23 protein-coding genes are annotated in these 25,016 nt (G+C 56.3%); 15 read left to right on the top strand and 8 right to left on the bottom strand.

The annotated features are described in order from the left end of the window. The first annotated feature begins 83 nt into the window (after positions 1 to 83). The gene (locus tag IOB61_RS04415; RefSeq protein WP_290812786.1) at positions 84 to 1,865 is read left to right on the top strand and encodes a peptide MFS transporter; all 1,782 of its coding nucleotides are present in this window, start codon (positions 84 to 86) and stop codon (positions 1,863 to 1,865) included. A 16-nt stretch (positions 1,866 to 1,881) separates the two neighbouring features. Here IOB61_RS04415 and IOB61_RS04410 read toward each other — a convergent pair whose 3' ends face one another. After that, a complete protein-coding gene (locus tag IOB61_RS04410; protein ID WP_290812785.1) occupies positions 1,882 to 4,068 on the bottom strand; it encodes a TonB-dependent siderophore receptor in 2,187 nt (728 codons plus the stop codon). A gap of 94 nt (positions 4,069 to 4,162) precedes the next feature. On the opposite strand from IOB61_RS04410, the gene IOB61_RS04405 reads away from it, so the two are divergent. Both IOB61_RS04405 and IOB61_RS04400 read left to right on the top strand, forming a co-directional pair. Then, positions 4,163 to 5,533, top strand: coding sequence for a trypsin-like peptidase domain-containing protein (locus tag IOB61_RS04405; protein ID WP_290812784.1), 1,371 nt, complete (start codon positions 4,163 to 4,165; stop codon positions 5,531 to 5,533). 88 nt (positions 5,534 to 5,621) lie between these two features. Next, positions 5,622 to 7,292, top strand: a complete 1,671-nt coding sequence (locus IOB61_RS04400) for a phosphate ABC transporter substrate-binding/OmpA family protein (protein ID WP_290812781.1) — start codon at positions 5,622 to 5,624, stop codon at positions 7,290 to 7,292. Between the two features lie 25 nt (positions 7,293 to 7,317). Here IOB61_RS04400 and IOB61_RS04395 read toward each other — a convergent pair whose 3' ends face one another. Both IOB61_RS04395 and serB read right to left on the bottom strand, forming a co-directional pair. After that, on the bottom strand, positions 7,318 to 8,694 hold the full coding sequence (locus tag IOB61_RS04395) for an alpha/beta fold hydrolase (protein WP_290812778.1): 1,377 nt from the start codon (positions 8,692 to 8,694) through the stop codon (positions 7,318 to 7,320). A 105-nt stretch (positions 8,695 to 8,799) separates the two neighbouring features. Continuing rightward, positions 8,800 to 9,663, bottom strand: coding sequence for a phosphoserine phosphatase SerB (serB, locus tag IOB61_RS04390; RefSeq protein WP_290812776.1), 864 nt, complete (start codon positions 9,661 to 9,663; stop codon positions 8,800 to 8,802). Between the two features lie 70 nt (positions 9,664 to 9,733). On the opposite strand from serB, the gene miaA reads away from it, so the two are divergent. From miaA to IOB61_RS04370, 4 genes are all read left to right on the top strand, one after another. Continuing rightward, the gene (miaA, locus tag IOB61_RS04385) at positions 9,734 to 10,603 is read left to right on the top strand and encodes a tRNA (adenosine(37)-N6)-dimethylallyltransferase MiaA (protein WP_290812773.1); all 870 of its coding nucleotides are present in this window, start codon (positions 9,734 to 9,736) and stop codon (positions 10,601 to 10,603) included. Beyond that, the gene (locus tag IOB61_RS04380) at positions 10,600 to 11,277 is read left to right on the top strand and encodes a class I SAM-dependent methyltransferase (RefSeq protein WP_290812770.1); all 678 of its coding nucleotides are present in this window, start codon (positions 10,600 to 10,602) and stop codon (positions 11,275 to 11,277) included. The genes miaA and IOB61_RS04380 overlap by 4 nt, the downstream gene beginning before the upstream one ends. A gap of 94 nt (positions 11,278 to 11,371) precedes the next feature. Further along, positions 11,372 to 12,466, top strand: coding sequence for a CaiB/BaiF CoA-transferase family protein (locus tag IOB61_RS04375; protein WP_290812767.1), 1,095 nt, complete (start codon positions 11,372 to 11,374; stop codon positions 12,464 to 12,466). Further along, positions 12,463 to 13,218 carry a histidine phosphatase family protein gene (locus IOB61_RS04370; protein ID WP_290812764.1) on the top strand — a complete coding sequence of 252 codons (756 nt, stop codon included), beginning with the start codon at positions 12,463 to 12,465 and terminating at the stop codon, positions 13,216 to 13,218. Before IOB61_RS04375 ends, IOB61_RS04370 begins: the two co-directional genes overlap by 4 nt. Before the next feature lie 26 nt (positions 13,219 to 13,244). On the opposite strand, the gene IOB61_RS04365 is transcribed toward IOB61_RS04370, so the two are convergent. Then, the gene (locus IOB61_RS04365; protein WP_290812762.1) at positions 13,245 to 14,600 is read right to left on the bottom strand and encodes an amidohydrolase; all 1,356 of its coding nucleotides are present in this window, start codon (positions 14,598 to 14,600) and stop codon (positions 13,245 to 13,247) included. Positions 14,601 to 14,741: 141 nt separating this feature from the next. On the opposite strand from IOB61_RS04365, the gene IOB61_RS04360 reads away from it, so the two are divergent. The 8 genes from IOB61_RS04360 to IOB61_RS04325 all read left to right on the top strand — a co-directional run bounded on the left by IOB61_RS04360 (position 14,742) and on the right by IOB61_RS04325 (position 21,097). Beyond that, positions 14,742 to 15,323, top strand: coding sequence for a VOC family protein (locus IOB61_RS04360; protein WP_290812759.1), 582 nt, complete (start codon positions 14,742 to 14,744; stop codon positions 15,321 to 15,323). A 22-nt stretch (positions 15,324 to 15,345) separates the two neighbouring features. Further along, entirely contained in the window at positions 15,346 to 15,897 is a 552-nt protein-coding gene (locus IOB61_RS04355; RefSeq protein ID WP_290812756.1) for a histidine phosphatase family protein, read from the top strand. Between the two features lie 186 nt (positions 15,898 to 16,083). After that, on the top strand, positions 16,084 to 16,434 hold the full coding sequence (gene yajC, locus IOB61_RS04350) for a preprotein translocase subunit YajC (protein ID WP_085338275.1): 351 nt from the start codon (positions 16,084 to 16,086) through the stop codon (positions 16,432 to 16,434). Positions 16,435 to 16,493: 59 nt separating this feature from the next. Further along, the gene (gene secD / locus IOB61_RS04345; RefSeq protein ID WP_290812751.1) at positions 16,494 to 18,143 is read left to right on the top strand and encodes a protein translocase subunit SecD; all 1,650 of its coding nucleotides are present in this window, start codon (positions 16,494 to 16,496) and stop codon (positions 18,141 to 18,143) included. Between the two features lie 11 nt (positions 18,144 to 18,154). Continuing rightward, positions 18,155 to 19,099 (top strand): protein translocase subunit SecF, encoded by a 945-nt coding sequence (gene secF, locus IOB61_RS04340; protein WP_290812748.1) that lies wholly within the window; start codon positions 18,155 to 18,157, stop codon positions 19,097 to 19,099. Positions 19,100 to 19,104: 5 nt separating this feature from the next. After that, a complete protein-coding gene (locus IOB61_RS04335) occupies positions 19,105 to 19,506 on the top strand; it encodes an MTH938/NDUFAF3 family protein (RefSeq protein ID WP_290812745.1) in 402 nt (133 codons plus the stop codon). A 61-nt stretch (positions 19,507 to 19,567) separates the two neighbouring features. Continuing rightward, positions 19,568 to 20,188, top strand: coding sequence for a urate hydroxylase PuuD (locus IOB61_RS04330; RefSeq protein ID WP_290812742.1), 621 nt, complete (start codon positions 19,568 to 19,570; stop codon positions 20,186 to 20,188). Positions 20,189 to 20,251: 63 nt separating this feature from the next. Further along, complete coding sequence (locus IOB61_RS04325) at positions 20,252 to 21,097, top strand: squalene/phytoene synthase family protein (RefSeq protein WP_290812739.1); 846 nt, start codon at positions 20,252 to 20,254, stop codon at positions 21,095 to 21,097. 16 nt (positions 21,098 to 21,113) lie between these two features. On the opposite strand, the gene IOB61_RS04320 is transcribed toward IOB61_RS04325, so the two are convergent. The 4 genes from IOB61_RS04320 to rplM all read right to left on the bottom strand — a co-directional run bounded on the left by IOB61_RS04320 (position 21,114) and on the right by rplM (position 24,979). Then, positions 21,114 to 22,796 (bottom strand): endonuclease/exonuclease/phosphatase family protein, encoded by a 1,683-nt coding sequence (locus IOB61_RS04320; protein ID WP_290812736.1) that lies wholly within the window; start codon positions 22,794 to 22,796, stop codon positions 21,114 to 21,116. Between the two features lie 96 nt (positions 22,797 to 22,892). Continuing rightward, positions 22,893 to 23,942, bottom strand: a complete 1,050-nt coding sequence (gene argC, locus IOB61_RS04315; protein ID WP_290812733.1) for an N-acetyl-gamma-glutamyl-phosphate reductase — start codon at positions 23,940 to 23,942, stop codon at positions 22,893 to 22,895. 87 nt (positions 23,943 to 24,029) lie between these two features. After that, entirely contained in the window at positions 24,030 to 24,512 is a 483-nt protein-coding gene (rpsI, locus tag IOB61_RS04310) for a 30S ribosomal protein S9 (RefSeq protein WP_085338283.1), read from the bottom strand. Next, positions 24,512 to 24,979, bottom strand: a complete 468-nt coding sequence (gene rplM / locus IOB61_RS04305) for a 50S ribosomal protein L13 (protein WP_085338284.1) — start codon at positions 24,977 to 24,979, stop codon at positions 24,512 to 24,514. The genes rpsI and rplM overlap by 1 nt, the downstream gene beginning before the upstream one ends. Between the last annotated feature and the right edge of the window lie 37 nt (positions 24,980 to 25,016).

Below are 25,016 nucleotides of genomic sequence, written 5' to 3'. Positions count from 1 at the left end.
CTTGCCCTGATCGCAATCCCGTGATCATGTGCGCGCCACAGATCACGGGTCCGTTATAAGCGGCACTCAGGGGGAGTTTGATCATGTCGGATCTTTGGGGTGTTATTTGGAACATCGTGTTTGCCGGTGGGCTTTTGGTGACTTTGGGGACGATTTTCCCAGTCGCCAGAGAGATGAAAAATCACCCCAAAGGCCTGCGCGTGCTGTTCTTTGCCGAAATGTGGGAGCGCTTTTCCTATTACGGCATGCGCGGCCTGCTAACGGTCTATTTGGTGCAGCACTTTTTGTTTGACCAAGCCGACGCGCAAAAGACCTACTCCTCGTATACGACGCTTGTTTATCTCTTGCCGCTGGTTGGTGGGGTGCTGGCAGACCGCTTCTTGGGCACACGTAAAGCCATCGCCTTTGGCGCTTTGGCGCTGGTGTTTGGTCACTTTGCGATGGGCTTTGAGGGCAAGCCCACAACCCAGACCCTGACCTATCAGGGCGCCACATATGAATTTGTTACAGAAGGGCGCAATGAAGACTATGTTGCCAAGCTGAAGATTGGCGAACAAGCCTATGCTTATAGTGCTTCTGAAAAAGGCATTGAGATCAAGGACCTTCCTGCCACGGCCCCAGTGCCAGCTCTGCTGCCAGCCGGCAGCTATGAATTGAAGAAGGTGAAGTCAGAGGGTCCTTTTGAGATCATCTTTTACATCGCCCTGTCCTTGATCATTTTGGGTGTTGGCTTTTTGAAGCCCAGTATTTCGTCCATTGTGGGGCAGCTCTATCCCGAAGGCGACCCACGCCGCGATCCGGGCTTTACCCTCTATTATTATGGTATCAATCTGGGAGCCTTTTGGGCCGCCATTCTGTGTGGGGCTTTAGGGACAGTTGTTGGCTGGTGGGCAGGCTTTGGACTTGCCGGCGTCGGTATGCTGGCGGGCTATATTGCCTTTGTACGTGGTAAGGACAGCTTGGAAGGCAAGGGCGAGCCACCCGATCCCGAAGCTTTGAAGAAAAAGGTTTTGGGGCCCATCAATTTGGAGACCGCCATCTATATCGGGGCAATTGTCTCGGTTCCTGCCATTTGGTTCTTGGTGCAAAACAACCAATTGGTTGGCAATATGCTCGCCCTCGGCTCGGCTGCCGTGCTGATCTATATTGTCTATCATATGGTGACAGCGTGCAGCAAAGAAGAGGCTGGTCGCTTGATCTTAGCTTTGGTCTTGATCGCCGCTTCGGTTGTATTCTGGACGTTGTTTGAACAAGCAGGCTCGTCGCTGTCGCTGTTTACCGCCACCAATGTGGCCTTGCCCGACAACGGCTTTGTCAGCATCAGCGCCCCCCAGACTCAAAGCTTCAATTCGGGCTTTATTCTCATCTTCGCCCCTGTGTTTGCATGGCTGTGGGTGAAGCTGGGCCAACGCAATATGGACCCATCTGCACCAATGAAGTTCGCCATTGCTTTGGTGCAAGTGGGCTTAGGATTCTTGATTCTAGTCTGGGGCGCAAAATTTGCAGATGACCAAGCCCGTGTGCCAGTCATCTTTTTGGCGCTGGCCTATCTCCTGCATACGACGGGGGAGCTGTGTTTAAGCCCAGTAGGCCTGAGCTGGATGACGAAGTTATCTACCCCTAAGCTCCTCTCAACCCTGATGGCAACCTGGTTCTTGGCCAGCTCTGGCGCGCAATATCTAGGGGGTATCATCGCGCAATTGACCGCAACAGAGACCGTGGCGGGTCAAGTGACCGATCCTGCCAAGGCCTTGGCAACGTCGCTCGAAGTATTCAATGCGATTGGTCTTTGGTCGATTGGGATTGGAATTGTGATGGCTTTGGCGTCACCGCTTCTGAAGAAGCTCGCTCACGGCGTAAAATGAAGCTGGAGTCTCTTGGTCAGAAGGTGCCTTTGACCAGAAGATACCAAGTCCCATCTTTAGAGCGTTCACGATATTGGGTCTGACGCACCACCCCTGACCGACGGTCGGGGGTGAAGTCGGTTCGCAGACGGTTGAAGGTCGTTCCCAAGGGATCTTCAACGCCGAATTCAAGGCTTAGATTTTTATAGGCCTTGGTCTCGATCCATGCGCCCCAGCTGTCGATCGTGCCCCATTGAAAGGTTTGGTTGGGGCGGTATTCCCGATTGTTATTGCCACGCCAATACCAAGCACCCATGCGCAACTTCTTCTTGGGAATTTCATAACTGATGTTGGTGTTGAAATTCTTGCCGTTCCAGCCGGAAAAGGGCCTAGCTTGGTTGGTGATCGGGTCAATCAGCTCAGAATCGCGCCAGCGATAATTGCCTTCAAGCTCCAACCCTGTCAGCAGTGCAGACAAGGGGATGGTCCAAGTCACATTATAGCCCCAGCGCTCGGCTTCAGGCACATTGCCCAATGCAACTCCACCATTCCGGGTGGGGACAAGGGTCAATTGATCTTCAAACTTTTCTTGTACGAGCGAGGCATTAATTACGCCGCGTTTGCCCCAGCGTCGTTCGATGCCGATTAGGCCTGACCAAATCTGTTCAGGCCTTAATTCCGGATTGCCACTATTCTGATTGCTGTCACCCACAGAGGCAGAGTCCGCAAAGGCACCGAAATCTAACTGTCCCACCACGCGCTCTACTTCAATACGATAGGTCCAGCCATCTTGTGGTTTCCAAGCAGCTTTGACCCGTGGTTTGGGATAGAAGAAGGACCGTTTCTTGCCCGATGCCCCCGTCTGTTCAATCGTGGACCATTCGCCCGTCAGTGTGGATTCAAGGGTGAGTTTGGGCGAAATCGTCCAAGAATCGCTGATGAAAGCTTCCCTCCGGTTCTCGGAAACTTCGGTGGATGAGATGTCTGATGGTCGGACCACAAAGATGGTGCCATTGCCTTCCGCATATTGCCCGATGAAATCGAGACGATTGAAAGCAACTTCCCCGCCTGTTTCGATTTGGTGGGCCCCGAACTTCCTTTTGAACGTGAGCCGTCCTACCCGTTCTTCATTGGTGGAGCTCGCGATAAAGCGGCCAAAATTTTTCGCCTGTCCAACAGCATTAAAGCCTGCAAGGTCAGAGTTTTCGTCTTCAGTTGCCTTAGCAAGCAACGCTAGTTTTCCCGTCCAGCCGGCTACGTCGCGCTCTAAGTCGCCGCCAATCTCCCAGCGCTGGGTATTGTTGGTTTCAAGGCCCTCATCGACCCGAAATGGCAGGGTGGCATTGGGGCGGAAGGCCACATGTACCCAAGTGCGACGAAATTTGCCTTCCATATAGCTACCATTAGCGTTGAGCTTAGTTTCGCCAATTTTGCCATCGAGCGCGAAGGTTGCTTGCGCATATTTGGAGCGGCGACGGTCATCATTCGGCCCGCGCTCGGTATAGACCCCAGCGGGCGACAGAATGCCTTCAAAACCGATAAAGTCTTCGACGTTTTCAATCTCGGCATGCAGGCCAGTGGTTACATTAAAGCCAGCGATTTTTGACGTGTAGGAGGTGTCGAGCTTCGGCTTGATCCGGCCACTGCCGACGCCTGTGGCTTGCACCTCCCATTTGCCGCTCGCCTTGTTATTCGTTTTGCGGACCACATTAACAACGAGGCTTTTGCCCGGTGCCAGGGCGCCAGCAGCGGCCCCTTCAAGCAGTTCAATTCTTTCAACATTGCCCGCAGGGATCCGCGCGAGAATGGAAAAGAGGCTTTCATTCTTGCTGGTTGGGCGTGAGCCATCGATCAGCACATTGCCAGCGGCTGCACCAAACCCACGCACAGACTCCCCATCATCAATGCTAAAGCCTGGAATGCGAACCACCATGTCGGCAGCCGTTTGTGGGGTAATGTCGTTAAAATAGGCGGGCAGGAAAGTGCGCTTGCCCTCAACAAGTTCAGGCAGCGCATTGGTGAAGCCAGACGCCGGGCTTGTGGTTTCAGCATTCTGCGCCAAGGCCGAACTAAAGGCTAGGCTGCTGCAAACAACAAAGGGTGCGAGCGCAAAGGCAAGCGCGCGGTAAGAGACCAAAGCCATGGGTGTTTCCCCGCCCAAAAACAAAGTGTGGCCCTTTCTATCTCTTACTTCGTCTTCAATTGCCCGTGAAAAGGCTGTCATGAAGTTTTTTTAATTGAATGGCTTATGTGATTGCGTGCGCTTTGCGGGGCGGGGTTACTTTCCCAAACGCCCGCTCCAGTCTAAGTCCTGTTTTATGAGGATCGCACGATTACTTGCTTGTTTATGGATTTCGGCCATTGGGCTTGGCCTGCAGGGTCTTGCGCCTGCGGGTGCGCAAGGAGCGGCTCCCAGTTCTGCTGGGCCGGCGGTAGGATTAGGTAATGGATTTGCCGATCTATCAGCCCGATTGCAGCCAGCCGTTGTTGCGATCCGTGCGAAGCGGTCATTGGTTGGTGCCCCCCGCGATGCCGTTCATGCCGCAGCAGGCGGCTCTTCAACTGGCTCGGGCTTTGTCATTGATCCGCGCGGCGTTGTTGTCACCAATAATCATGTGATTGAAGGCAATGACCGGTTTGAGATCATCTTGGTAGATGGCACTGTTCTTCCTGCGACATTGGTCGGACGCGATAGCGAAACCGATCTCGCTGTCTTGCGGGCCACAGGCACACAACGCTTGGCCAGCGTACCGTGGGGCAATAGTGATGCCGCCCGGGTCGGGGATTGGGCAATTGCCATTGGTAGCCCATTCGGGCTGGGCAATTCCTTGTCTGTCGGCGTCATCTCGGCTCGAAACCGGGATCTGCAAGCCGGGCGCTATGATGATTTCTTGCAGACCGACGCTGCCATTAATCGCGGCAATTCTGGCGGGCCTTTGTTCAATGCCCGTGGTGAAGTGATTGGCGTCAATACCGCCATTGTCTCACCTGGTGGGACCCAAGGTGGCTCGGTCGGCGTCGGCTTTGCTGTTCCCTCGAATCTGGCGCGCAAAATTGTCGCCGACATTCTGCAGACGGGCAGCGTGCAGCGGGGTTGGATCGGCTTGCGGGCGCGTCTGTTGACGCCGGAAGAAGGCGGTACTGGACAGAATGGAGTCGTCGTTGCTGATGTCGCGGCCAATTCGCCCGCGGCCAAAGCGGGTCTTCGGATGGGAGACCGGATCTTGAAATGGGCGGGCCAACCCGTCACCGACCCGCGCGCCTTGGCGCGCTTTGTCGCTGCCGCGCCAGCTGGGGCAAGGGTCAAGCTGGAGGGTTTCCGGGGTCGACAAGCCATCTTTGCCAATCTGACCGTCGGACGCGCGCCAAGTGAGGCGCGTGCGCCAACGGCGCAAGCCTCGCCCACGGTTTCTGTTTTGGGCCTTGTGCTGCGTTCAGTTGCACCGTCAGATCGTCCAAAGTTGCCGCCGGAAGTTCGAGTGGTCGTCGCTGCCCTCGACCCCTTCGGGCCCGGCAAGGATCAGGTGCGCCCGGGCGATGGTCTGCTGGAAGTTCAAGGCCGGGCCGTCTCTAGTCCACAAGAAGCACGCGCGGCCTTGCAAGCTGCAGCTCGCAAGCGGGATGCCGTGGTTATCCGTCTGTTTCGCGATGGAAAGCCAATCTATCGCGCGCTGCGTCCAACGCGTTAGTAACAGGCAGCAAAGCTAGACCTTTCAGCCCGCCTCGACTATCGCTTGGGACGCGTAATCGCAGACTTGGAAACCTGGGGAATTCTGGATGGCAGACGGCCGCGACGATGTGCCTTATGACTGGAATAAGGTGATCAATCCGGATTCCACCAAAAAGCCTGCTAAACCTGCACCTGGCAAGGGCCCGACCCCGCCCAAGTTGCCCCGCTTCACGCTTAAACTGGATCTGTTCGGATGGTTGATGGCTGTAACCAGCCTCATCATTGTTGTCGGGATCTTGGTCCTTATCTACATGTCTTGGCTATTCCAAGCTGAAGGACAACGCGTCACAGCACAGGATCAGGGCCAGATTCCGATTACCGAAGACTTTGCGTCCGGACAGCCAAAGCCTGCCGACGTGTTGTTTCGGATTGGTGGTTCGTCCAGCATGGGGTCGACCGTGATGATGGACCTCGTATCGGCTTGGATGCGGGTTCGAGGCTATTCGTCTGTCAGAGCAGAGCAGGGCGATAAAGTCATTGAGGTCAAGGGTTCACGCGGTGGCAAGAATGCGCGCGTTCTCATTGCACTCGCCTCTTCGCATGGTGGATTTGAGGCTTTGACCCAACAACGCCTCGAGGCTGTGATGTCTCTGCGACAGGTTTTGCCCGCAGAGGCTGATCGCTTGTCGGCATTGGGCAATTTTACCAATGCGTCGAGCGAAAAGATCATTGGCCTTGATGCCAGCCTTGTCGTGGTCAATCGGAACAATCCACTCAATCGAATTGATACAGAAACCTTGAGCCGAATCTTGAGCGGGGAAATCACCGATTGGAATCAGGTCTCTAAAGAGGTTGAAGGCAAGATCGTCATCAAGCTTGAAAACCTCGGTGCGGATTTTGACGCAAGCCCAGCCGGGCGCCTGTTGGGCGACCGCGAACCGCCGGAAACCGTTACCTTTTTGGAAGGGCCTGTTGCGGTGGCCGATGCGGTTAGCCGCGATGAAAAGGCGATTGGGATTACGCGTCGTAGCACGGGTGGGGTGAAGGCATTGGCGCTGAATGAGCGTGGTGCCCGTTCAGTCGGTGCGGATGACTTTTCCATTTCGACAGAGACTTATCCATTCACCGAGCGCCTGTTTGTTTATGTCGGCTCCTCTGGTGGCGACCCGAATGCGCGCGATTTTGCCGATTTTGCCACCTCGCCGCCGGGCCAAGAACTGGTGGCGCGTATGGGCATAACGCCGTTGCGCTTGGGCGCGGTCAAGGTTCTGACCCCACCAGATGCGCCCAGCGATTACCGGACCTTTGGTCGGTTTGCCGAGCGGATGAATTTTGACATCCGCTTCTATGATGGGGCCAATCAGCCCGACTCGCGTGCGGAAGAAGATCTCAAACGCTTTGTCGCCTTTATCAATAAGAACCAGATTGATAAGCGCCGTATCGCCGTTCTGGGCTTCGCTGACAATGTGGGTGCCCGAGCTACCAATATTGGCCTTGCCCAATCGCGGGCCGAAACGGTTGCTTTGGCTTTGCAAGGCCTTGGCGTGACACCCGGTGTCGTGCGCTCGTATGGCGACTCTTTGCCTGTGGGCTCAAATTCTGACGAGCGTGGACGTATTCGAAATCGGCGGGTCGAGATTTGGCTGTGTGCGCCACCTGCTTGTCCGCTGATCAATCTTGGTGCTGAGGCCGAAACCACGACGCGGGGAATTCCGCAGGGCGTTCGTTTGGGCCCGCCGCGCCCTCCGGCAGAAGGTGAACCGGTGCCGAAGGGCTAATCGCCCTCCGGCAGAGACACTTCGATTAGTTCGCAGCGGGCTGCGCTTTTGCAGGCAAGCTATTGATCCAAGCCGCCATGATCTTGGTAAGCTCAGGATTATAAGGGGCGATGGTTACTGGTTTGCCAGCTTGATTGGCGGCCCGAACTTCTTCGCGGCTTGCCTGTAAGTCAAAGCCATGACCAGTTAGAGGCAGGAAGCGATAGGTCGCCGTGCCCGGACGATAGAAATTGACGACATCAACAATACGCTTGTGGTCGCGCTCATCAATGGCCGCAAAGTCTGCTTCGCCATAAATGGCCAGAACAGGGGCCTTGGTATCGCGCCAAGCGGCAACTGTGTCTTGGGCAGCCACGCCCCGCCAATAGGCTAGATTGCGGCCCAAGATTAAGTCATCCCCGTCCCAAGCGAATGCAGCACGCAACATGGCTTCATGATTTGGGTTTTCATTCGCGATGGTCTTGAGGCTTACACTTTCATTGAAAATCCGCTGCATCAATGGCCTGAAGGCCTTCGCCGCTTGTTCGGCTTCGGCTGGATCGGCCCCTGCGGACAGAAAACCCTGCATGGCAAACAGCTCTTGCATATAGTCCTGCCAGTTGCGCAGAGCGGTGCCGTACACCATCACCCCACGAGGGACTGGCCCTTTGGCTGCAATCAGGGGTGCTTGAATCCCACCCATGGAGTGGCCCAGAATAATAATGCGATCAGGGCTGATACCTCGGTCCTTGATGAGGGCTTGGTAGCCCGCTTCAAAGCCTTCCATTTCCAAGGCAAAATCAGTCTTGAGACAGGGCGTGTTGGTGAGGCTGTCGCCCATACCTAGCTTTTCAATCCGGTAAGACCCGATCCCGGCCTCTGCCAACGTCTTTGCCAACAAATGATATGGATGGGTGGCGGGCCCCTCGACACTGCCGCAGCCATAGCCTTGTACCAAAAAGACTACAGGGCCTCCGACTGCGGCATTCTTCGGAGTCACCAAAATGTCGCGCAATCTGCCGTCTTTAAAGCTAACTGTGCCATAGCGGACATCGGCATCCGGGATGACTTCCAGAGGACGGGGGGTGGCCTTGGCGATGAGGTTTTTGGTTTCTGCGCCGCGCTTGATCGTCAGTGTGGTTGTGTCGCCGGCGCGCAACAAGCCTGCGGCTGCAACAAGTTCGGTATTGGTTTTGGTGGCCTTGCCATTCAGGCTAAGGATGATGTCACCTGGTGCTACGCCCGCCAAAGCTGCTGTTAATTGCGGGGTGACGGTAGTCACCTTTGGACCTTCGCTGGTATTTTCGAGCGCCACACCCAGAGCCGCGCGTCGGGTTAATTCTGCCGTGATCGGCGATACAGTGCTTTGGCTTGCAACAGCAGTTCCACCAGCCAACACCCCAGCTAATATGGCTGAGGCCATTAAAATTCCTCGTGTCATCCGCACGCCCTCCTTTAAATCCCGCGCTCGTCCTAAGCGGTAAGGGGAGGATAACTCAAATGAATTCGAGGTAAGGTTTATAGGCTTCTAGACAGCCACGAAGGCACTTCGAGGGATGCCTTGAAAGAAGAGGGCGCTTTCTAAAGTTCCATGCTCAATGCGGGCAGGGGCTTGGGCGGCAACAATGGGCTTAGCGCGATAGGCAATGCCTAGGCCTGCCGCCTCAATCATCATCAAATCATTTGCTCCATCCCCAATGGCAAGGGTCTGGGCCAAATCGAGCTGAAGACGCGCCGCATCTTCTTTGAGGGCAGCAAGTTTAGCCTCCTTGCCCAAGATGGGTTGACCGACCTTCCCGGTGAGGCGGGTCCCGTCGTCGAGCAATTGATTGGCGCGATTGGTATGGAAGCCAGCACGCTCGGCAACGCGGCTGGTAAAGAAGCTAAAGCCGCCTGAGACCAGCGCACAATGAGATCCTAAATGCGCCATCGTCTTTACAAAGACTTCGGCACCGGGGTTCAGTGCCACGCGGGCCTCATAGCAGGCTTGTAAGGCGGAAAGCTCTAATCCCGCCAACATGGCAACCCGCTCTGTCAGTGCGCCTTCAAAATCGAGCTCCCCCGCCATTGCGCGTTCGGTGATGGCCGAGACTTGAGCCTTCTTATGGGCAAAGTCGGCTAATTCATCGAGGCATTCGCAGCCAATGATGGTGGAATCCATGTCTGCGACCAACAGACCCATGCGCATTGGCGGTCTGGAAGAAATATCGAGTGGCAGCCCGTCTAACCAGGAAATGGCTTCTTCCACATCGCCATCGCTTGCCTCGATGTGCAGCGCCTCACCGGCTTGAATCGTCCGTAAGGCAACTTCGCCCCACAGGGCTTCGATCCGCGCAACCGCTTCTTCAAGGACTTTTTCGCCAGTGGGGCTTACGAGGATCAGGGAAGGCAATTGGGACTCCATTCAGCTTATTCGCATCAGACTATTGGCGGTGCGCCGTAACTTGGGATAGAGGCAGGCGATGCAAAGTGCCCTCCTTATTCTCGGCCCCACGGCTTCGGGCAAGACTGCCTATGCCATTGATGCTGCTATCCAGCAAAATGGTGAAGTCATCAACATGGACTCGATGCAAGTCTATGCAGATTTAGAGATTTTGACCGCAAGGCCCAGTGCGGCCGAAATGGGTGAAGTGCCGCATCATTTGTTTGGCCATGTTGACGGGGCAGTTGCCTATTCAACGGGGGCTTGGCTGGCTGAGGCTGAAGCTGCAATTGCAGACATCCAAGCTCGCGGTCGTAAACCTATTCTAGTTGGGGGCACGGGCCTTTATGCCCATGCCCTCACGCAAGGCTTAGTGCCTACCCCGCCTGTCCCACCTGACGTTCGCGCCTCAACCCGCCGCTTGGTTGGCGCTGATCCCCGTGCGGCCCATGCACGCCTCATGCAAGTTGATCCAAAAGCTGCCCGCAAGATTGAGCCCAAAGATGCCGTACGCATTGCGCGCGCCCTGGAGGTTTTTGAAGCAACAGGCAGGCCCTTATCGGATTGGCACCAGGACCCCCAACCCCCTATTCTGGCCGAGGGCAGCTGGGAGGGCGTTGCCCTGATGCCAGAGCGCGATGTCCTTTATGCGCGTATTGAAGCGCGCTTTGAACGCATGATGGAAGAGGGTGGTTTGAACGAAGCCCATGCACTTTACCAGCGCCGGCTTGAGCCTGATTTGCCGGTGATGAAAGCCGTGGGCATGCCCGGTTTGATCGACTTCTTTGAAGAACAATGCGGCTATGAGGAAGCCATTTCACGTTCCATCCTCGACAGCCGCCATTATGCCAAGCGGCAGATGACCTGGATCCGTAACCGCGCCGCGGATTGGAGGATTATTCCAGTATGAGTGGGCCTACGACGCTTGGTGTTGCTGCGGCTTATGATTTGTGGGCGTCAGACTATGATGGTTTTGACAATCCCATGGTCTTTGCAGCCGGTCACGCACTCAGCCAAGCGTCGCTATCGTTGACACAAAAGACGTGTTTGGAATTTGGCTGCGGCACTGGACGTAATCTTGCAGCTCTGGCCGCAGGGGGCGCGGCAAAGCTGATTGGCTTTGATCTGTCTGGGGCGATGTTGGCTGAAGCGCGTAAGCGAGATACGAGCTGGACCTTGTTTGAGGCGGATATGAGCGTTGCTATTCCATTGCCCGATCAGAGTGCCGATTTTATTTTGTTTTCCTTGACCCTCGAACATGTGGCTGAATTGGAGCCGCCCTTGCGAGAGGCGCGCCGCCTCTTGCGGGCCGGCGGCACAATCAAGATTATCGAGATACATCCTTTCGTATCGATGCAGGGCATATCGGCGCATTTTAAAGCCAAGGATGGCATCGAAGTCACTATGCCAGCCTTTGCCCATCCTTTTCAGGATTGGTTGGCGGCCTTCACTGAGGCAGGTCTTCGTTTGGATGGTCTGAAAGAATGGCGGGCGCGTGATTTGGGTCCAGATGCGCCGCCGAAAATCTTGCGCCGCGGGCTGGATTGGCCGTGGGTAGTGGACTGGACTTTATCCCCGGCCTGAAGTGGCTTTCGCCATTGCGCTTTTGCCCGCATTGTCGCAACACACTCGCCAAAGGTTCATGAAGGGCCGCAATCAACAGCTCAAGGGGAAAGTCATGTCGGGTCCATTAAGTGGCGTCAAAGTCGTCGAGTTTGAAGCAATTGGTCCGGGGCCTTTTTGCGGCATGTTGTTGTCTGACTTGGGTGCAGACGTCATCCGCATTGATGGCCCAAGGTCACGCTCTGGCGGCGGGGCCAAAGACGTCACCGGGCGCGGTCGTCGTTCGATCAGTCTGGACTTGAAAAATCCCGAGGATGTTGAAACCTGCCTGAAGCTCTTGGAAAAGGCCGATGCCATGCTGGAAGGCTATCGCCCCGGGGTGCTGGAGAAATTAGGTCTTGGGCCCGATGTTGTTTTGGCCCGTAATCCAAAACTGGTTTATGGCCGCATGACTGGCTGGGGCCAGTTTGGGCCTTTGGCAAAAGCAGCGGGTCACGACCTCAATTATATCGCTTTGACAGGCGCGCTTTGGGCGACCGGTCGGCAAGGCGAACCGCCAGCCCCGCCGCTTAATCTGATTGGTGATTATGGTGGTGGCGCGCTTTATCTGGCCTTTGGTCTTTTGGCGGGGGTTATCCATGCCCGCGCGACAGGTGAAGGCCAAGTGATCGACGTGGCGATGACCGATGGGGCTGCTTCACTCACCTCCATGTTCTGGGGCATGCGCGCTAGTGGCATGTGGCAGGACGCGCGCGACGCCAATTTGCTCGACGGCGGCGCACATTTCTATGATTGCTACGAGACCAGCGATGGAAAATGGGTATCGATTGGCTCGATTGAACCGCAATTCTACGCCCTTTTGCTGCAACAGGCGGAGATTACCGATCCCGCCTTCCAGAACCAGTTTGACCGCGCCAACTGGCCCGCTTTGTCTGAAAAAATCGCGGTGATCTTCAAGACCAAAACGCGCGATGAATGGACGGCCATCATGGAAGGCACAGACGTGTGCTTTGCGCCCGTCTTGAGTTGGGAAGAAGCTGCTCAACATCCCCATAATGTCGCGCGTCAGACCTTTGTCGAGGTCGAAGGCGTCACTCAGCCGGCGCCCGCGCCACGCTTTTCAAAAACGCCCGGTACCATTCGCTCTGTCGCGCCAAAACCCGGCCAACATAGCCAAGACATCTTGGCCGATTGGGGTATTTCATCGTGAGCGCATTAGAGGGCACAACCGGCCGCCGCCGTATCTATCTTATGCGCCATGGGCATGTCGATTATGGCTCACGCGAAGTCGTCAAATCGCAAGATCCGACGATTGCGCGTTTGACACCTCTGGGAAAGGAGCAAGCCAAAGCTGCCGCGGCTGCCTTTGCCCATGTGCCTTTAGATATCGCCATTTGCTCGGGTCTCCGTCGCACGCGCGAGACAGCCGAAATCGTGTTGTCGCAACATATGGCCCCGCCTGTCTTGGAAGATGAGCCGGGCTTAACTGAACTACACTCTGGCAAGTTCATCCCCTTCGCCACCCGCGAGGAATTAAGCGCCTATCTGACCTTCACCTTTGAACAAGCGGGCCAAGAAGGCGCGACCTTCTTTGAGGGCGGTGAATTATTCGCTGACGCCTATGCGCGCGCTGTCGCCTCGATTGAGGCTTTGCTGCATCGTCCGGGTTGGAGCAGCGCCCTAGTGGTCGCCCATGAAGGCATCAACCGGCTGTTGCTAGGCTGGATGTGCGGGGCAGGGCCATCGGCCTCGCTGCCATTTGAGCAGGATTTGGCCTGCGTGAATGTTTTGGACTTTGATCTGGTGCCAGAAGAAGATGATGGCCCCATTAGCCGGATTGAGCGCCGCATCATCAAAGCAACCAATGTCACGCCATATGGTTGGCTGAAAGCCGGCATGCACCAAACCAGCTTTGAGGCGATTTTCACCGCCCCAGAGCTTGAGGATGAGCTGGAGGAATAAGTTCAGGGCCGGCGTGTGCTAGCCCCTCAATTCCCCTTTGATCGAACCGCTGGCACGCCGCGTTCCAAGTAACGGATGGCGGTCAGCACATGGGTGCGGACGCCAATAGGCAGGACGTCCTCATTGGTATCAAAGTTAGGCGCGTGATTGATGGTCCATTCTGATTCCGGCACGCCCGCTTTACTGGCACCCAAGTGATAGAAGACGCCGGGAATTACCGCTTGGTAGTCGGCAAAATCCTCTGCGCCCGTGACGGGCGGACGGTTGATATTCACCTTGTCGGCACCAACCGCTTCAGCCAAGGCCGACTGGGTGGCGCGAGCTAAATTTGGGTCATTAAAAGTGACATTATTGCCGCCATAGGGGTCGCCGCTGTTGAAGGCGATTTTGGCTTCCGCGCCATAGGCAGACGCGAGAGCTAGGACCGTCTTTTCCATTTTGTTCTTGACGTCTTGGCGCTGTGCATTGTCGAAGGTGCGCAACGTCCCGCCCATCTCCAGCGTGTCTGGAATGATGTTGTAGCGCACGCCACCATGGACCATGGCGGTAGTGATGATGGTCGGTGTCGCTGTTACATCGACCGTGCGGGCTGCCAAGCGGTTGAAGTCCTGAATAATGGCTGCTTGCAGCGACATGATATCGATACCGGCCCAGGGTGCGGCACCATGGGTTTGCTTGCCCTTGATGAAGACTTGGAACTTATCGGAAGCCGCCATAAAGCCACCGGGACGATAATGGATTGTGCCGGGGGGGCCTGGAAAAACATGCAGGCCGAAAATAGCGGATGGGGCCGGGTTCTGCAGCGCACCTTCTTCGATCATCAGCGACGCACCGCCCTTTTCGCCCGGAGGTGCACCTTCTTCGGCCGGCTGGAAGATAAAGACAATGGTGCCTGGGATCCGGTCTTTCATCTTGGTGAGCACTTCAGCGGCTCCCATCAACATGGCGGTATGGGCGTCGTGTCCGCAGGCATGGGCGACGGGAACCTTATTGCCGAGATATTCCCCAACCGCTTTGGAAGCAAAAGGAAGGCCTGTGGTTTCTAGGACCGGTAAAGCGTCCATATCCGCCCGCAGTGCGACGACCGGGCCCGGACGCCCACCACGCAAAATGGCGACAACGCCCGTCTTGGCGACATTTTCCCGCACCTCAAGGCCAAGCGATTTCAGATGCGCGGCTACCAAAGCACTCGTGCGAAACTCTCGATTCGAAAGCTCTGGATGTTCATGAATATCTCGTCGCCACGCCACCACCTTTGGGGCCATCGCATCCGCGGCAGCATTAATCTCCGCTGCAGAGATGGGGGCGGGTGCTTTCGCTGCTGAAACCATGGAAAGAGCCAAAAAGAGGCTGGCGATGCGGGTAGGGGTCAAGTTTCTCATCACGAGAACGTTATGTGGAACCGAGGGTCTGTCAACTGCGCCTGGAGCAATGGCCGCAAAGGCTCAACAGCCTTCTGGCTATCCCTCTGCCAAAACTTCGATAAACTAGGATGCGACGCAAAATGTTTCGGGGAAATCGCCATGGCAATCGACTTTGCAGAAGCCGCGAACAAAGCCAAAGCAATCAATCCGGCTCCGGCTCTAAAGGGTGTCCACCACAGTGCGTTTCGTTGCCGCGATGCTGAAGAGACGCGCAAATTCTATGAAGATATTCTGGGCCTGCCCCTCAAAGCTGCCCTAGTGTTTGAAGAAGAGCCGGGCTCAGGTCGCCCAATTCCCTATATGCATCTGTTCTTTGAATTGGGCGACGGCAATTATGTCGCCTTCTTTGACGTGCCCGAAGGGGCCCATAGCGGCAAATTCAAAATGAAATGGGGCATGGATTTGCATTTCGCGATGGAAGCTGAAAACCACGCGACCATGATGGCCTTTAAAGAGCGGCTCGACCAAGCGGGCATCCCCTGCTTTGGCCCGATCGATCACCATTTCGTCCACTCCATCTATTTTTATGACCCCAATGGCATCAATGTCGAGATCACCTGTCGTGATCCGAAACATGATGAGATTATGGCCGAAGAATCCGCTAATGCTGCTGAAATCATTGCGGCTTGGACAGCACGCACTGCGGCGCAGAAAGCCCTAAACGCGGCGCAAAAGTCCTGAAATATTTTGGCTAGGAGCCTTTATGTCCTTGATCTATCTGGTGCGTCACGCAGAGCCTGCCGCAACTTGGGGGGCTCACCCCAATCCAGGCTTATCCGAATTGGGTCATCAGCAAGCCAAAGCAGCCTCCCAGACTCTTAAAAGTGTAGGGGCGGGTTCGCTTTGGACATCTCCACTCGCGCGCTGTCAGGAAACGGCGCGCCCCACCGCCGAGGCTATTGGGTGTGTGCCGCATATAGAATCGCGCGTTGCCGAAATTCCGGTCCCCGCAGATGTAGTCGATCACCGAGCTTGGCTGACCCAAGTGATGAGCGGGTCGTGGCAGGATAGTCATGTAGATCCGCGGCTACGGGATTGGCGCGATCAAATCGGTCAAGCCCTCTTGGAAATCACCGAGGACACTTTGGTCTTTTCACACTTTGTCGCCATCAACGCCGCCGTAGGTCTTGCAAGCCAGTCAGACCGGGTGACTTGTTTCAAGCCGGGGCATGCCTCGATGACGATTTTGCGCAATACGGGCGGCATTCTAAACGTGGAAAGCCTTGGCGAAGAGGCACCCATCCGGCTGACCTAAGCCCAAGATCAGTCACAAGGCCGCGAGATCACGGCAATGTGTCAAGTTTCATTGCCGCAGAGGTCCCGAGCATGCTAACTCCCCGGCCTTGCTGCGGTGTGCCTTGCCATTCGGGTTAGGCGTCCTTACCTGCAGCGCACCGATCAACCGCCTATTCTTCTGTTCAACAGAAACTTTGAGGTCCTTATGTTCCCCACCCCCGCTTATGCTCAAGCTGCCGGCGCTGCGGCCCCAGCAGGCCCAGAAGTCATTATGATGCAACTTTTGCCACTCGTGATGATTTTGGTGGTTTTCTATTTTCTTTTGATCCGCCCACAGCAAAAGCGCATGAAACAACATGCAGAGATGTTGGCTGCGATCCGTCGCGGCGACAGCGTCATCACCTCAGGTGGCATTATTGGTAAAGTAACCAAAGTTGCAGACGATGAATTGACGGTGGAAATCGCCCCCAATGTTGCGGTTCGTGTCATCAAGTCGACCGTGAGCCAGGTGCAAGGCAAGGGCGAACCTGTCGTCGCCAATGACGCAAAATCCTAATTGAGATCAGTGCAGGCCCATCCCAAGAGGGTCTGCTTCTGCCGAAGGGCTAGATAGACGTGTTACATGTTGCGCGCTGGCGGGTTCTCGCCGTTATCATCGTTTCTCTTTTGGGCTTGATTTACGCCCTGCCGAATGCGCTGCCGCAATCGGTCCGCGACTCGATGCCGAGCTTCCTGCCGAGCAAAACGGTTAATCTCGGTCTAGACCTTCAAGGCGGCTCCTATCTGATGTTCGAGGTGGAGAGCCAAGTGGTCTATAAGGCCCGCTTGGAGGCTGTCGCAGACGACCTTTCGCGGGAATTGCGAGGCCAGCGCCGCCCAGGTGAATTGGGTTCTGCTAAGACCCCCATCTTGTTCGCTGGTCGCGGTTTGACCCCAGATGGTCAAGTCGCGCGCGTGACGATCCAAAACCCGGCTGATATTCCTGAAGCGATCAAGCGCATCGAATCCTTGGCTTCTCCCGTAATTGGCCTTACCGGCCCAACCGGGCGGACCGATTTGGACGTCAAAGCCGTGCCCGGCAATGTAATCGAAATCCGTCTTACCGAAGAAGCAAAAACCTCGATGACGCGCCGCGCAGTCAGCCAGTCGATCGAAGTTATCCGTCGCCGAATTGATGAGACAGGCACGAAAGAACCCGCCATCACGCGGCAAGGCGTTGACCGGATTGTGGTGCAAGCCCCGGGTGAGAGCGATCCTGAAAAGCTCAAGCGCTTGGTCGGTCAAACCGCCCGTCTGACGTTCCAAATGGTCGATGAAACCGTCTCGCCTGCAGAAGCAGCAGCTGGTCGGATACCGCCTGGATCTGTCTTGCTGGAGCAACCAGGCGAACCGCGCGAACCCCAAGTTCTGGTGCGTCGCCGCGCGCTCGTAACCGGCGATAACCTCACCAAAGCAGACCCTGGCTTTGACCAGCAGACTGGCGAGCCGGCGGTTACATTCCAGTTTGATGGCGCAGGTGCACGGGCCTTTGCGCGGGCTTCTACCGAGAATGTCGGCAAGCGCTTTGCTATTGTGCTGGATGATAAAGTATTGTCCGCACCGACCATTCGCGAGCCTATTTTGGGCGGCAATGGCCAGATTTCCGGCAGCTTCACCATTGAAAGCGCCAATGAATTGGCGACCTTGCTGCGGGCGGGGGCATTGCCTGCGCCGCTGAAAGTCATGGAACAGCGCACAGTTGGTCCTGAACTAGGTCGCGATTCCATCAATGCGGGCGCGACGGCTGGTATCATCGCCATGCTCTTGATCGTCGCCTTCATGATCTTGGCCTATGGCCTCATTTTTGGCGGGATTGCTATTCTGGCGCTGGCCGTCAATTTGATCTTGATCTTGGCAGCCATGACCATGGTGGGGGCTACCCTGACCTTGCCCGGTATCGCTGGTCTTATCTTGACCATTGGTGCGGCTGTGGACGCCAACGTGCTGATTTATGAACGCATGCGAGAAGAGGAATTGGCGGGCCGATCTACGGCCTTGGCGATTGATGCCGGCTTTAAACGAGCCATTGTGACTGTCATGGATGCCAACGTCACAGCCCTCTTGACCGCATTGATCCTGTTCTACTTCGGTGCAGGCCCCGTCCGCGGCTTTGCTTGGACCCTTTCTATCGGCGTGATCACGTCGCTCTTTACCGCCATCCTGATGACGCAGGTTCTGGTTGCTGCCTGGTATCGGCAGACCAAACCTAAGCGCCTGCCGATCTGAGGAATACGAACATGAAATGGCCCTTTATCAAGCTCATCCCTAAGAACACCAAGTTCGGGTTTGTTCGTTTTTCTATGCCTGCAGCCATCGTCTCGGTGGTTCTATGTATCGCTTCACTGGTTTCCTGTTTCACCCTCGGGCTGAATTTCGGGATCGACTTTAAGGGCGGCACGGTGGTTGAGGCAGTTTGGGATAAGCCAATCAATTTGGCTCAAGTTCGCGAACGCGTAGGCAATATGAATTTGCGCGACGTCGGCGTACAAGACTTCCAAGAGCCGAACCAAGCCATGATCCGCTTCTTGCCACCTGAAGGGGCGGACGCTTCGGCGACAGTTGATGCGGTGAAAGCAGAGTTGCGTGCGATTATGCCGGGCGTAAAGTTCCCGCGTGTAGAAGTCGTGGGCCCCAAGGTTTCTGAAGAATTGGGTGTCAATGGCGCTTTGGCGCTTGGCATCGCGATTTTGCTGGTTGTTCTTTACATCTGGACCAGGTTTGAATTGCAGATGGGCTTTGGCTCTATCGTGGCTTTGGCGCACGATATCATTCTCACCCTTGGCTTTATGTCGATCACCCAGCTCGACTTTTCGCTGACGACGATTGCCGCTTTGTTGACCATCATTGGCTATTCGATGAACGACACCGTCGTGGTGTTTGATCGCATGCGTGAAAACATGCGGAAATATAAGAAGATGCCCTTAGGTGACATTATTGACCTGTCGACCAATGAGACGTTGTCGCGCACCATCATTACCGCTTTGACCACCTTCCTCGCCCTGTTGGGTCTAACTGTCGTGGGCGGTGAAACCATGCAGGTGTTTACGGTCATCATGCTGTTTGGCGTCTTCATCGGTACCTATTCGTCGATCTATGTCGCCGCACCCGTGCTTATCCTATGGCCGCCCAAGCGCGGCGCTGAAAAGGCAGCAGCCAGAACTGAAGCTGACGCGCGGCCCTAGGAACCATGCAATTAGTACCCGCAACTGGCAAAGGCCGCCCACTCATTACGGCTTATGGCGCGGGTGGCTTTCGCTTTGGTCTGGAGACAGGCGATGTGCGGCTTGAGGGTTCAGTTCTGATCTTAGCGGATACTCCTTCTGCTTGGGGCCCTCTCACCATGGCGGACCTGATGGCTGGGAATTTGGCCGACCATGTGGCACCAATCTTGGCGCTCACGGGCGAAATTGAATTCCTGTTATTGGGCACCGGCCCTGATCTGGTACCCCCACCCTCTGGCTTACGCGACCTGCTAAAGGGGGCGGGCATCGGTCTGGAGCTTATGGCAACGCCTGCGGCTTGTCGTACCTATAATCACTTAGCGACCGAGGGCCGTCACTTTGCAGTGGCAATGTTACCTGTCACGTGACATGGCGCGGAAATAGGCTACATAGAGGCTAGTCGAGGCAACCGTACTTAAAGGGGAAACTATGGGCGCGCTTCTCTCTAACTTCAGAAACACATTCATCGTCAGTGTGGTGCTGGCAATTGTTTTGATCGCCGTCTTCGCCGGTCAACCCAATAACACAACCGGCAATATGCACGAATTAATGGGCCACGCGGCGATGCGCTGGCTGCACGTCTTCTTCGGCATTTTGTGGATCGGGCTGCTTTATTATTTCAACTTCGTACAGATCCGCACCATGCCGAAAATCCCAGACGAGCTGAAGCCAGCTATCGGTAAGTTCATCGCGCCTGAAGCATTGTTCTGGTTCCGTTGGGCTGCAGTTGGCACGCTGGTTACGGGTATTCTGGTTGCTTGGGCACGTGGCTATCTGGTTCAAGCCATGACGCTGAACGCTGCGAATGGCTTCGCGCTCGACGATGGTCATGTTTTCATTGGCATCGGTATGTGGCTTGCCATCATCATGTTCCTCAATGTGTGGCTCGTGATCTGGCCAAACCAGAAAATCGCATTGGGCTTGGTTGAAGCCCCAGCTGAAGCCAAGCCAAAGGCTGCACGCACCGCCATGTTGTTCTCGCGCACCAATCTTTTGTTGTCGCTGCCCATGCTGGTCGCCATGACGATGCGCCAAACCATGTGGGGTTAAGCCCATTTCCATTGTGTGAAAGCGGCCCGCCCTCGTGCGGGCCGCTTTTGTATGAGAGCCGCTATGATCCCTCTTAGTCCTGACATGATTGAACAAGCTGCCCAAGTCGCTCCAGACCAGACTTTGGCAACAAGCTTTCTGGCACCAGAGGCGCGGGCCGGGATGATCGCGCTGATCTTGTTTACGCATGAAGTCGCCCGTGCCCGCCAAGTTGTCTCAGAGCCCATGCTGGCAGCCATAAGACTGCAATGGTGGCGTGAGGCGCTGGACGAGATTTATACCGGCAAGACCCTCCGAGCCCAGCCGACGGCGCAAGCGTTATCTGCAACGATCCATATGTTTGATCTGCCTCGAGCGCGGCTGGATGCCCTCGTGGATGGGTTTGGTATTGAACAAGATGACGTGCCGTTTGAAACTTGGGCGGAACTGGCTGACCACAGCGATCAGACCTATGGCAATTTCAATCGCCTCGCCCTCTTGATCGCGGGTGCCCCTGCTATTTCCGCTGCGCTAGACCAAGCAGCCCGTCAGGCGGGTATTCTATGGCGCATCTGCGACCTCATGGCCCAATGGCCGCGCTGGACCCATCGCCGTCAGTTGTGGCTACCTGTGGAGGCGCGAGCGGGCCTAGACCTTGAGGCTGTTTTCGCTGGGAAGACCAGCCCTGAACTTACCCGTGTCTTGAGAGAGGCTCACCACCATGTCGTGTCGGCCCACAAAGCCACCAACCAAGCTTGTCGGAAAGCCGCTTTCGGGCAGGCGTTCCCCGCTATAGCCTACGCTACGCTCGGCTTGCCCTATGCGAAAGCGTTTCAAACCCTGAATGACCCGTTTCGCCAAGTCGTCAGCTTAAGCTTGCTCGAACGCCAGGTGCGCCTTGTTTGGTCGGTTGCCCGCCAACGGCTCTGAAAGTTGCTGGGCCCATTCATTTTGCCGTATCGAGGGGCGCGAGATACAAATAAATTGCGCGATGGCCTCCACCGGCTAACGAGCTGCCCAAGCGGCAATGGGTCACCTTCACGTCGCGTACATAGGCATGGTCATGGGTGACGCCAATCAGACCAAAGGCTTGGCTGACCGTTGTGCCCATAAAGCCGCCACACCGCACCCGCGTCACATTGCCATATTTGCGGAACTGGCTCATCGCGCCGTCCCAAGGTGCCACGCCAAAGTCGCCCAATACGGCAACGGGGCCATCTTGATCGCCTGCGCGAACGGCCGCCCGGTTCAGCTGCGACTCGCGCGCTGCGCCAGCGCCGTTACCGCCGCTGGAGGGTGGGGGCAGGGTGGCGATGATGGTCAGGTCACCAGCCGCGGTGCGCGCAATCGTTGGCTCGCCCGGGATCGTCGAAGACTGCCAACGACCGCGCGATAAAACGGCAATACTGGTGGGATCTGCAAAGTTTGGTGCCTCAATCAACTTCCATCCCGAAGGTGGGGTCACCACGCTTCTGGGTGCCTTCGCGATCAACACAAGGCCAGCTTTTTGTCGCTCTGCCTCACTTAAGACTCTCTCAAGTGCCTTTTCCTCACCTGCTACGTTCGCCCAAGCAACCACGGCATTTGAGATTTGCCCGCCTTTTGGAGCAGCGCCCAGAGCCGGCACGACAACCAGTAGATTGATGGCACCAACCAAGGCAGACGCAATCATCATCGTGCGGCCGCGAACGACCGCCCATGACAATCCGGCAGCGAGAGCCAAAAGGGTCCAATACCAGCGATAACTGGATACGGCATCAAACGGATAGCCTAATGGCGCAAGGAACGACAACAAGGTGAAAAACAGGGCGACGGCAAAAAGTGTTGTTCCTGCCACGGTCGCGGCCAGCTTTTGTGCCGCCTTGCGACGCCCAATGGGGCTGCGCTTCATGGTGGCGCGACGTTGTGCCGCCCGAGACAGCCCCCTGGCTGTGACGGTTGCCGCCGCACCAGCTTGGATGTTTTCGTGGAAGGGTGGGCGGTCTGGCTCAGAACTAGGCGCGTCAAACTCGCGGGCTTCGGCCACTGCCACAGGCTCATCTATGTGGACGTAGCGGGGCGAGCCCATTTCTGGTTCTGGCTTTGGCTCCACAAGAAGAGCGTTTTCTTCAAGGCATGACGCTTGTGCAACTTCATCCACACGCTCAATTTGCTCACTTGGCGGCAGGGGCGTCGCAGCTTCCGGCACTGGCTCGGCCATTGTGGCCTCAGGCTGAGGCTCAGCTTCATGTGTGGCAGCATCAGCTTCGACTGGGCTTGCTACGTCCTGCACCCATTCAACGGGTTCTGGATCATTCTGGACTTCGCGCTGATTTTCGATTTCAGCCTCAAGGACTTCCACTGCGTCCGCAGACGAGGTCTTGTCGGTAACCGGATTTTCCATCCAGTCTAATAGGCTTGGCTGATCGGACGGTTTGGTTGGCTTTGCAGGCGCTTGGCTCGCCGCCTCAACCAAACTCGGTGCGACGACAGGTTCTGGCTCGTCAAATATGCTCTGATCTGGGTCCAGCGGCGCGGCAGGACTGGTGGCTACGGGCATCGGCTCGTCGCGGACAGTGCGGCCCAAAAGCGGGTCGAACTCGTCGTCCAGCTCATCAACAGGCCCCAGTCGCAGGATCGGTTTTGCCATATTTGCCCGACTCTCTCATCCGCCAAACAAGGCTAAAAGCTTGCGCGCAATCTGTGGCGTGCACCCATCAAGGCTCGCGCAGAGCCAAGGTCTCCTTTACGGAAACAAAGGCTCCATCGTCAATCCTTGTGACTCAGGCAGGCCAAAGGCAACATTCATGTTTTGAATGGCTTGCCCGCCAGACCCTTTGACCAAATTGTCGATCACGCCGACCACGATCACCCGGCCCGGGATGCGGTCAGGGAAGACGGCGAGGATACATAGGTTCGAACCCCGGACCCAACGCGTATCTGGCGAAGCCCCTTTGGCTGCAAGCTTGATAAAGCGCTCGCCCTCATAGGTTTTGGCCAAAGCGGCACGCACATCGTCCACGGTTGCGCCATCAGCCAGTTTCAGATGGCAGGTTACAAGTTCCCCGCGCGCCATGGGCACCAGATGTGGCGTGAAGTTCACCAAAACTTCGCTGCCTGACGCAAGAGACAATTCCTGCTCAATTTCTGGCGCGTGGCGGTGGTTGCCGACGCTATAGGCATGCAGGCCTTCAGCCGCTTCACAAAAGAGATTGCCTTCTTTGAGACCGCGCCCGGCCCCTGACACGCCCGACTTTGCATCGACGATTATGTCGTTGGGCAGCACAATTCCAGCAGCCACCAAGGGCTTCACGGCCAAGAGCGTCGCAGTAGGATAACAGCCGGGGCAAGCGATGATAGCGGGTCTTTGAGCCAGTTCATTGCGCGCAAACTCGGTCAGGCCATACACGGCGTTGCGGGTCTTTTCGGGGTGCAGATGGTTGCGGCCATAGACTTTCGCATAGGCGTCTGGGTCACGGAACCGGAAGTCGGCCGACAGATCAATCACCGTCACATGAGCAGGCAATTCCCCCAATAGCTCTTCGCTGGCTCCGTGCGGTAAACAGCCAAACGCGACATCGACACCATCCCACTTGACGTCTTCGGCCTTCACCAACGTGCGATCAGCAAAAGGGTGAAGGTGTGGGAAGAGGTCACCCAAGGATCGCCCAGCCTGCGCATTGGCCGTAATCGCGCCGATGCGGACATTCCCATGGTGGGCGAGCAGGCGAATGGTCTCCGCCCCCGTATAGCCAGAGGCACCAAGGATTACGGCATTCAAGGTCTGGGTGGTCATGGGATTTGCCTTCAAAGTCCAAAACGAAAAACGGGCGGCCCGCTAAGGCCGCCCGCTTGAAACATGGAGATGTTCGACGCGTAGGTCTTAGCGCTTGGAGAACTGGAAGCTACGGCGTGCTTTCGCGCGGCCATACTTCTTACGCTCAACCACACGGCTGTCACGGGTCAGATAGCCAAATGGCTTCAGAACTGGACGCAGACCTGGCTCAAAGCGGGTCAAAGCGGTTGCGATGCCGTGACGAACGGCACCAGCTTGGCCCGACAGACCGCCGCCCTTTACGGTAGCGATCACGTCAAATTCCGTGGCGCGGTCGGTTACTTGCATTGGCTGGTTGATCACCATGCGCAGCACAGGGCGCGCGAAATAAGCGCCTTGGTCTTTGCCATTGATGGTGATTTTGCCGGTGCCGCGCTTTACCCAAACGCGTGCAATCGCGTTCTTGCGCTTGCCGGTCGAATAAGCACGACCCAAGGAGTCGATTTCGGGTTCACGAACGACGACTTCCACAACACCTTCACCGGTGCCCATGGAGGCGAGGTCTTCGAAGCTCTTTGCTACTTCTTCCATTATGCGGCCCCGACGTTCTTGCGGTTACGACCCTTGAAATCTACCACTTCTGGAGATTGGGCCTCATGTGGGTGTTCAGCACCGGCGTAAACGCGCAGCTTGCCGAATTGCGAGCGAGCCAAGGGGCTTTCCTTTGGCAACATGCGCAGAACGGCCTTTTCCAGCACGCGCTCTGGGAAGCGACCGCCGAGCAAACGCGCAGCTGTGGTTTCCTTGATGCCGCCAGCATAGCCGGTGTGGCGATAATAAACTTTGTCACGCAGCTTGTTGCCGGTGAAAACAACCTTTTCTGCATTGATGACGACAACATGGTCGCCAACATCAGCATGAGGCGTGAAATCTGGACGATGCTTGCCGCGCAAACGCATGGCGATAAAGGTCGCGAGGCGGCCAACAACCACCCCTTCGGCATCTACCACGATCCATTTACGGTCGGCTTCGTGCGTCTTGGCACTGAAGGTCTTCATGGAGTTTGTTCCAAATGAACGCGACCGCCCGAAAGGG

Source organism: Aquidulcibacter sp., from assembly GCF_020253525.1.
Classification (GTDB): domain Bacteria; phylum Pseudomonadota; class Alphaproteobacteria; order Caulobacterales; family Aquidulcibacteraceae; genus Aquidulcibacter.
This window is presented reverse-complemented; position numbering and strand designations above follow the sequence as displayed.

Coding starts and splice junctions, on each gene's coding strand:
- IOB61_RS04415 (WP_290812786.1), top strand. CDS start 84: ATGTCGGATCTTTGGGGTGTTATTTGGAACATCGTGTTTGCCGGTGGG.
- IOB61_RS04410 (WP_290812785.1), bottom strand. CDS start 4,068: ATGACAGCCTTTTCACGGGCAATTGAAGACGAAGTAAGAGATAGAAAG.
- IOB61_RS04405 (WP_290812784.1), top strand. CDS start 4,163: ATGAGGATCGCACGATTACTTGCTTGTTTATGGATTTCGGCCATTGGG.
- IOB61_RS04400 (WP_290812781.1), top strand. CDS start 5,622: ATGGCAGACGGCCGCGACGATGTGCCTTATGACTGGAATAAGGTGATC.
- IOB61_RS04395 (WP_290812778.1), bottom strand. CDS start 8,694: ATGGCCTCAGCCATATTAGCTGGGGTGTTGGCTGGTGGAACTGCTGTT.
- miaA (WP_290812773.1), top strand. CDS start 9,734: ATGCAAAGTGCCCTCCTTATTCTCGGCCCCACGGCTTCGGGCAAGACT.
- IOB61_RS04380 (WP_290812770.1), top strand. CDS start 10,600: ATGAGTGGGCCTACGACGCTTGGTGTTGCTGCGGCTTATGATTTGTGG.
- IOB61_RS04375 (WP_290812767.1), top strand. CDS start 11,372: ATGTCGGGTCCATTAAGTGGCGTCAAAGTCGTCGAGTTTGAAGCAATT.
- IOB61_RS04365 (WP_290812762.1), bottom strand. CDS start 14,600: ATGAGAAACTTGACCCCTACCCGCATCGCCAGCCTCTTTTTGGCTCTT.
- IOB61_RS04360 (WP_290812759.1), top strand. CDS start 14,742: ATGGCAATCGACTTTGCAGAAGCCGCGAACAAAGCCAAAGCAATCAAT.
- IOB61_RS04355 (WP_290812756.1), top strand. CDS start 15,346: ATGTCCTTGATCTATCTGGTGCGTCACGCAGAGCCTGCCGCAACTTGG.
- yajC (WP_085338275.1), top strand. CDS start 16,084: ATGTTCCCCACCCCCGCTTATGCTCAAGCTGCCGGCGCTGCGGCCCCA.
- secF (WP_290812748.1), top strand. CDS start 18,155: ATGAAATGGCCCTTTATCAAGCTCATCCCTAAGAACACCAAGTTCGGG.
- IOB61_RS04335 (WP_290812745.1), top strand. CDS start 19,105: ATGCAATTAGTACCCGCAACTGGCAAAGGCCGCCCACTCATTACGGCT.
- IOB61_RS04330 (WP_290812742.1), top strand. CDS start 19,568: ATGGGCGCGCTTCTCTCTAACTTCAGAAACACATTCATCGTCAGTGTG.
- IOB61_RS04325 (WP_290812739.1), top strand. CDS start 20,252: ATGATCCCTCTTAGTCCTGACATGATTGAACAAGCTGCCCAAGTCGCT.
- IOB61_RS04320 (WP_290812736.1), bottom strand. CDS start 22,796: ATGGCAAAACCGATCCTGCGACTGGGGCCTGTTGATGAGCTGGACGAC.
- argC (WP_290812733.1), bottom strand. CDS start 23,942: ATGACCACCCAGACCTTGAATGCCGTAATCCTTGGTGCCTCTGGCTAT.
- rpsI (WP_085338283.1), bottom strand. CDS start 24,512: ATGGAAGAAGTAGCAAAGAGCTTCGAAGACCTCGCCTCCATGGGCACC.
- rplM (WP_085338284.1), bottom strand. CDS start 24,979: ATGAAGACCTTCAGTGCCAAGACGCACGAAGCCGACCGTAAATGGATC.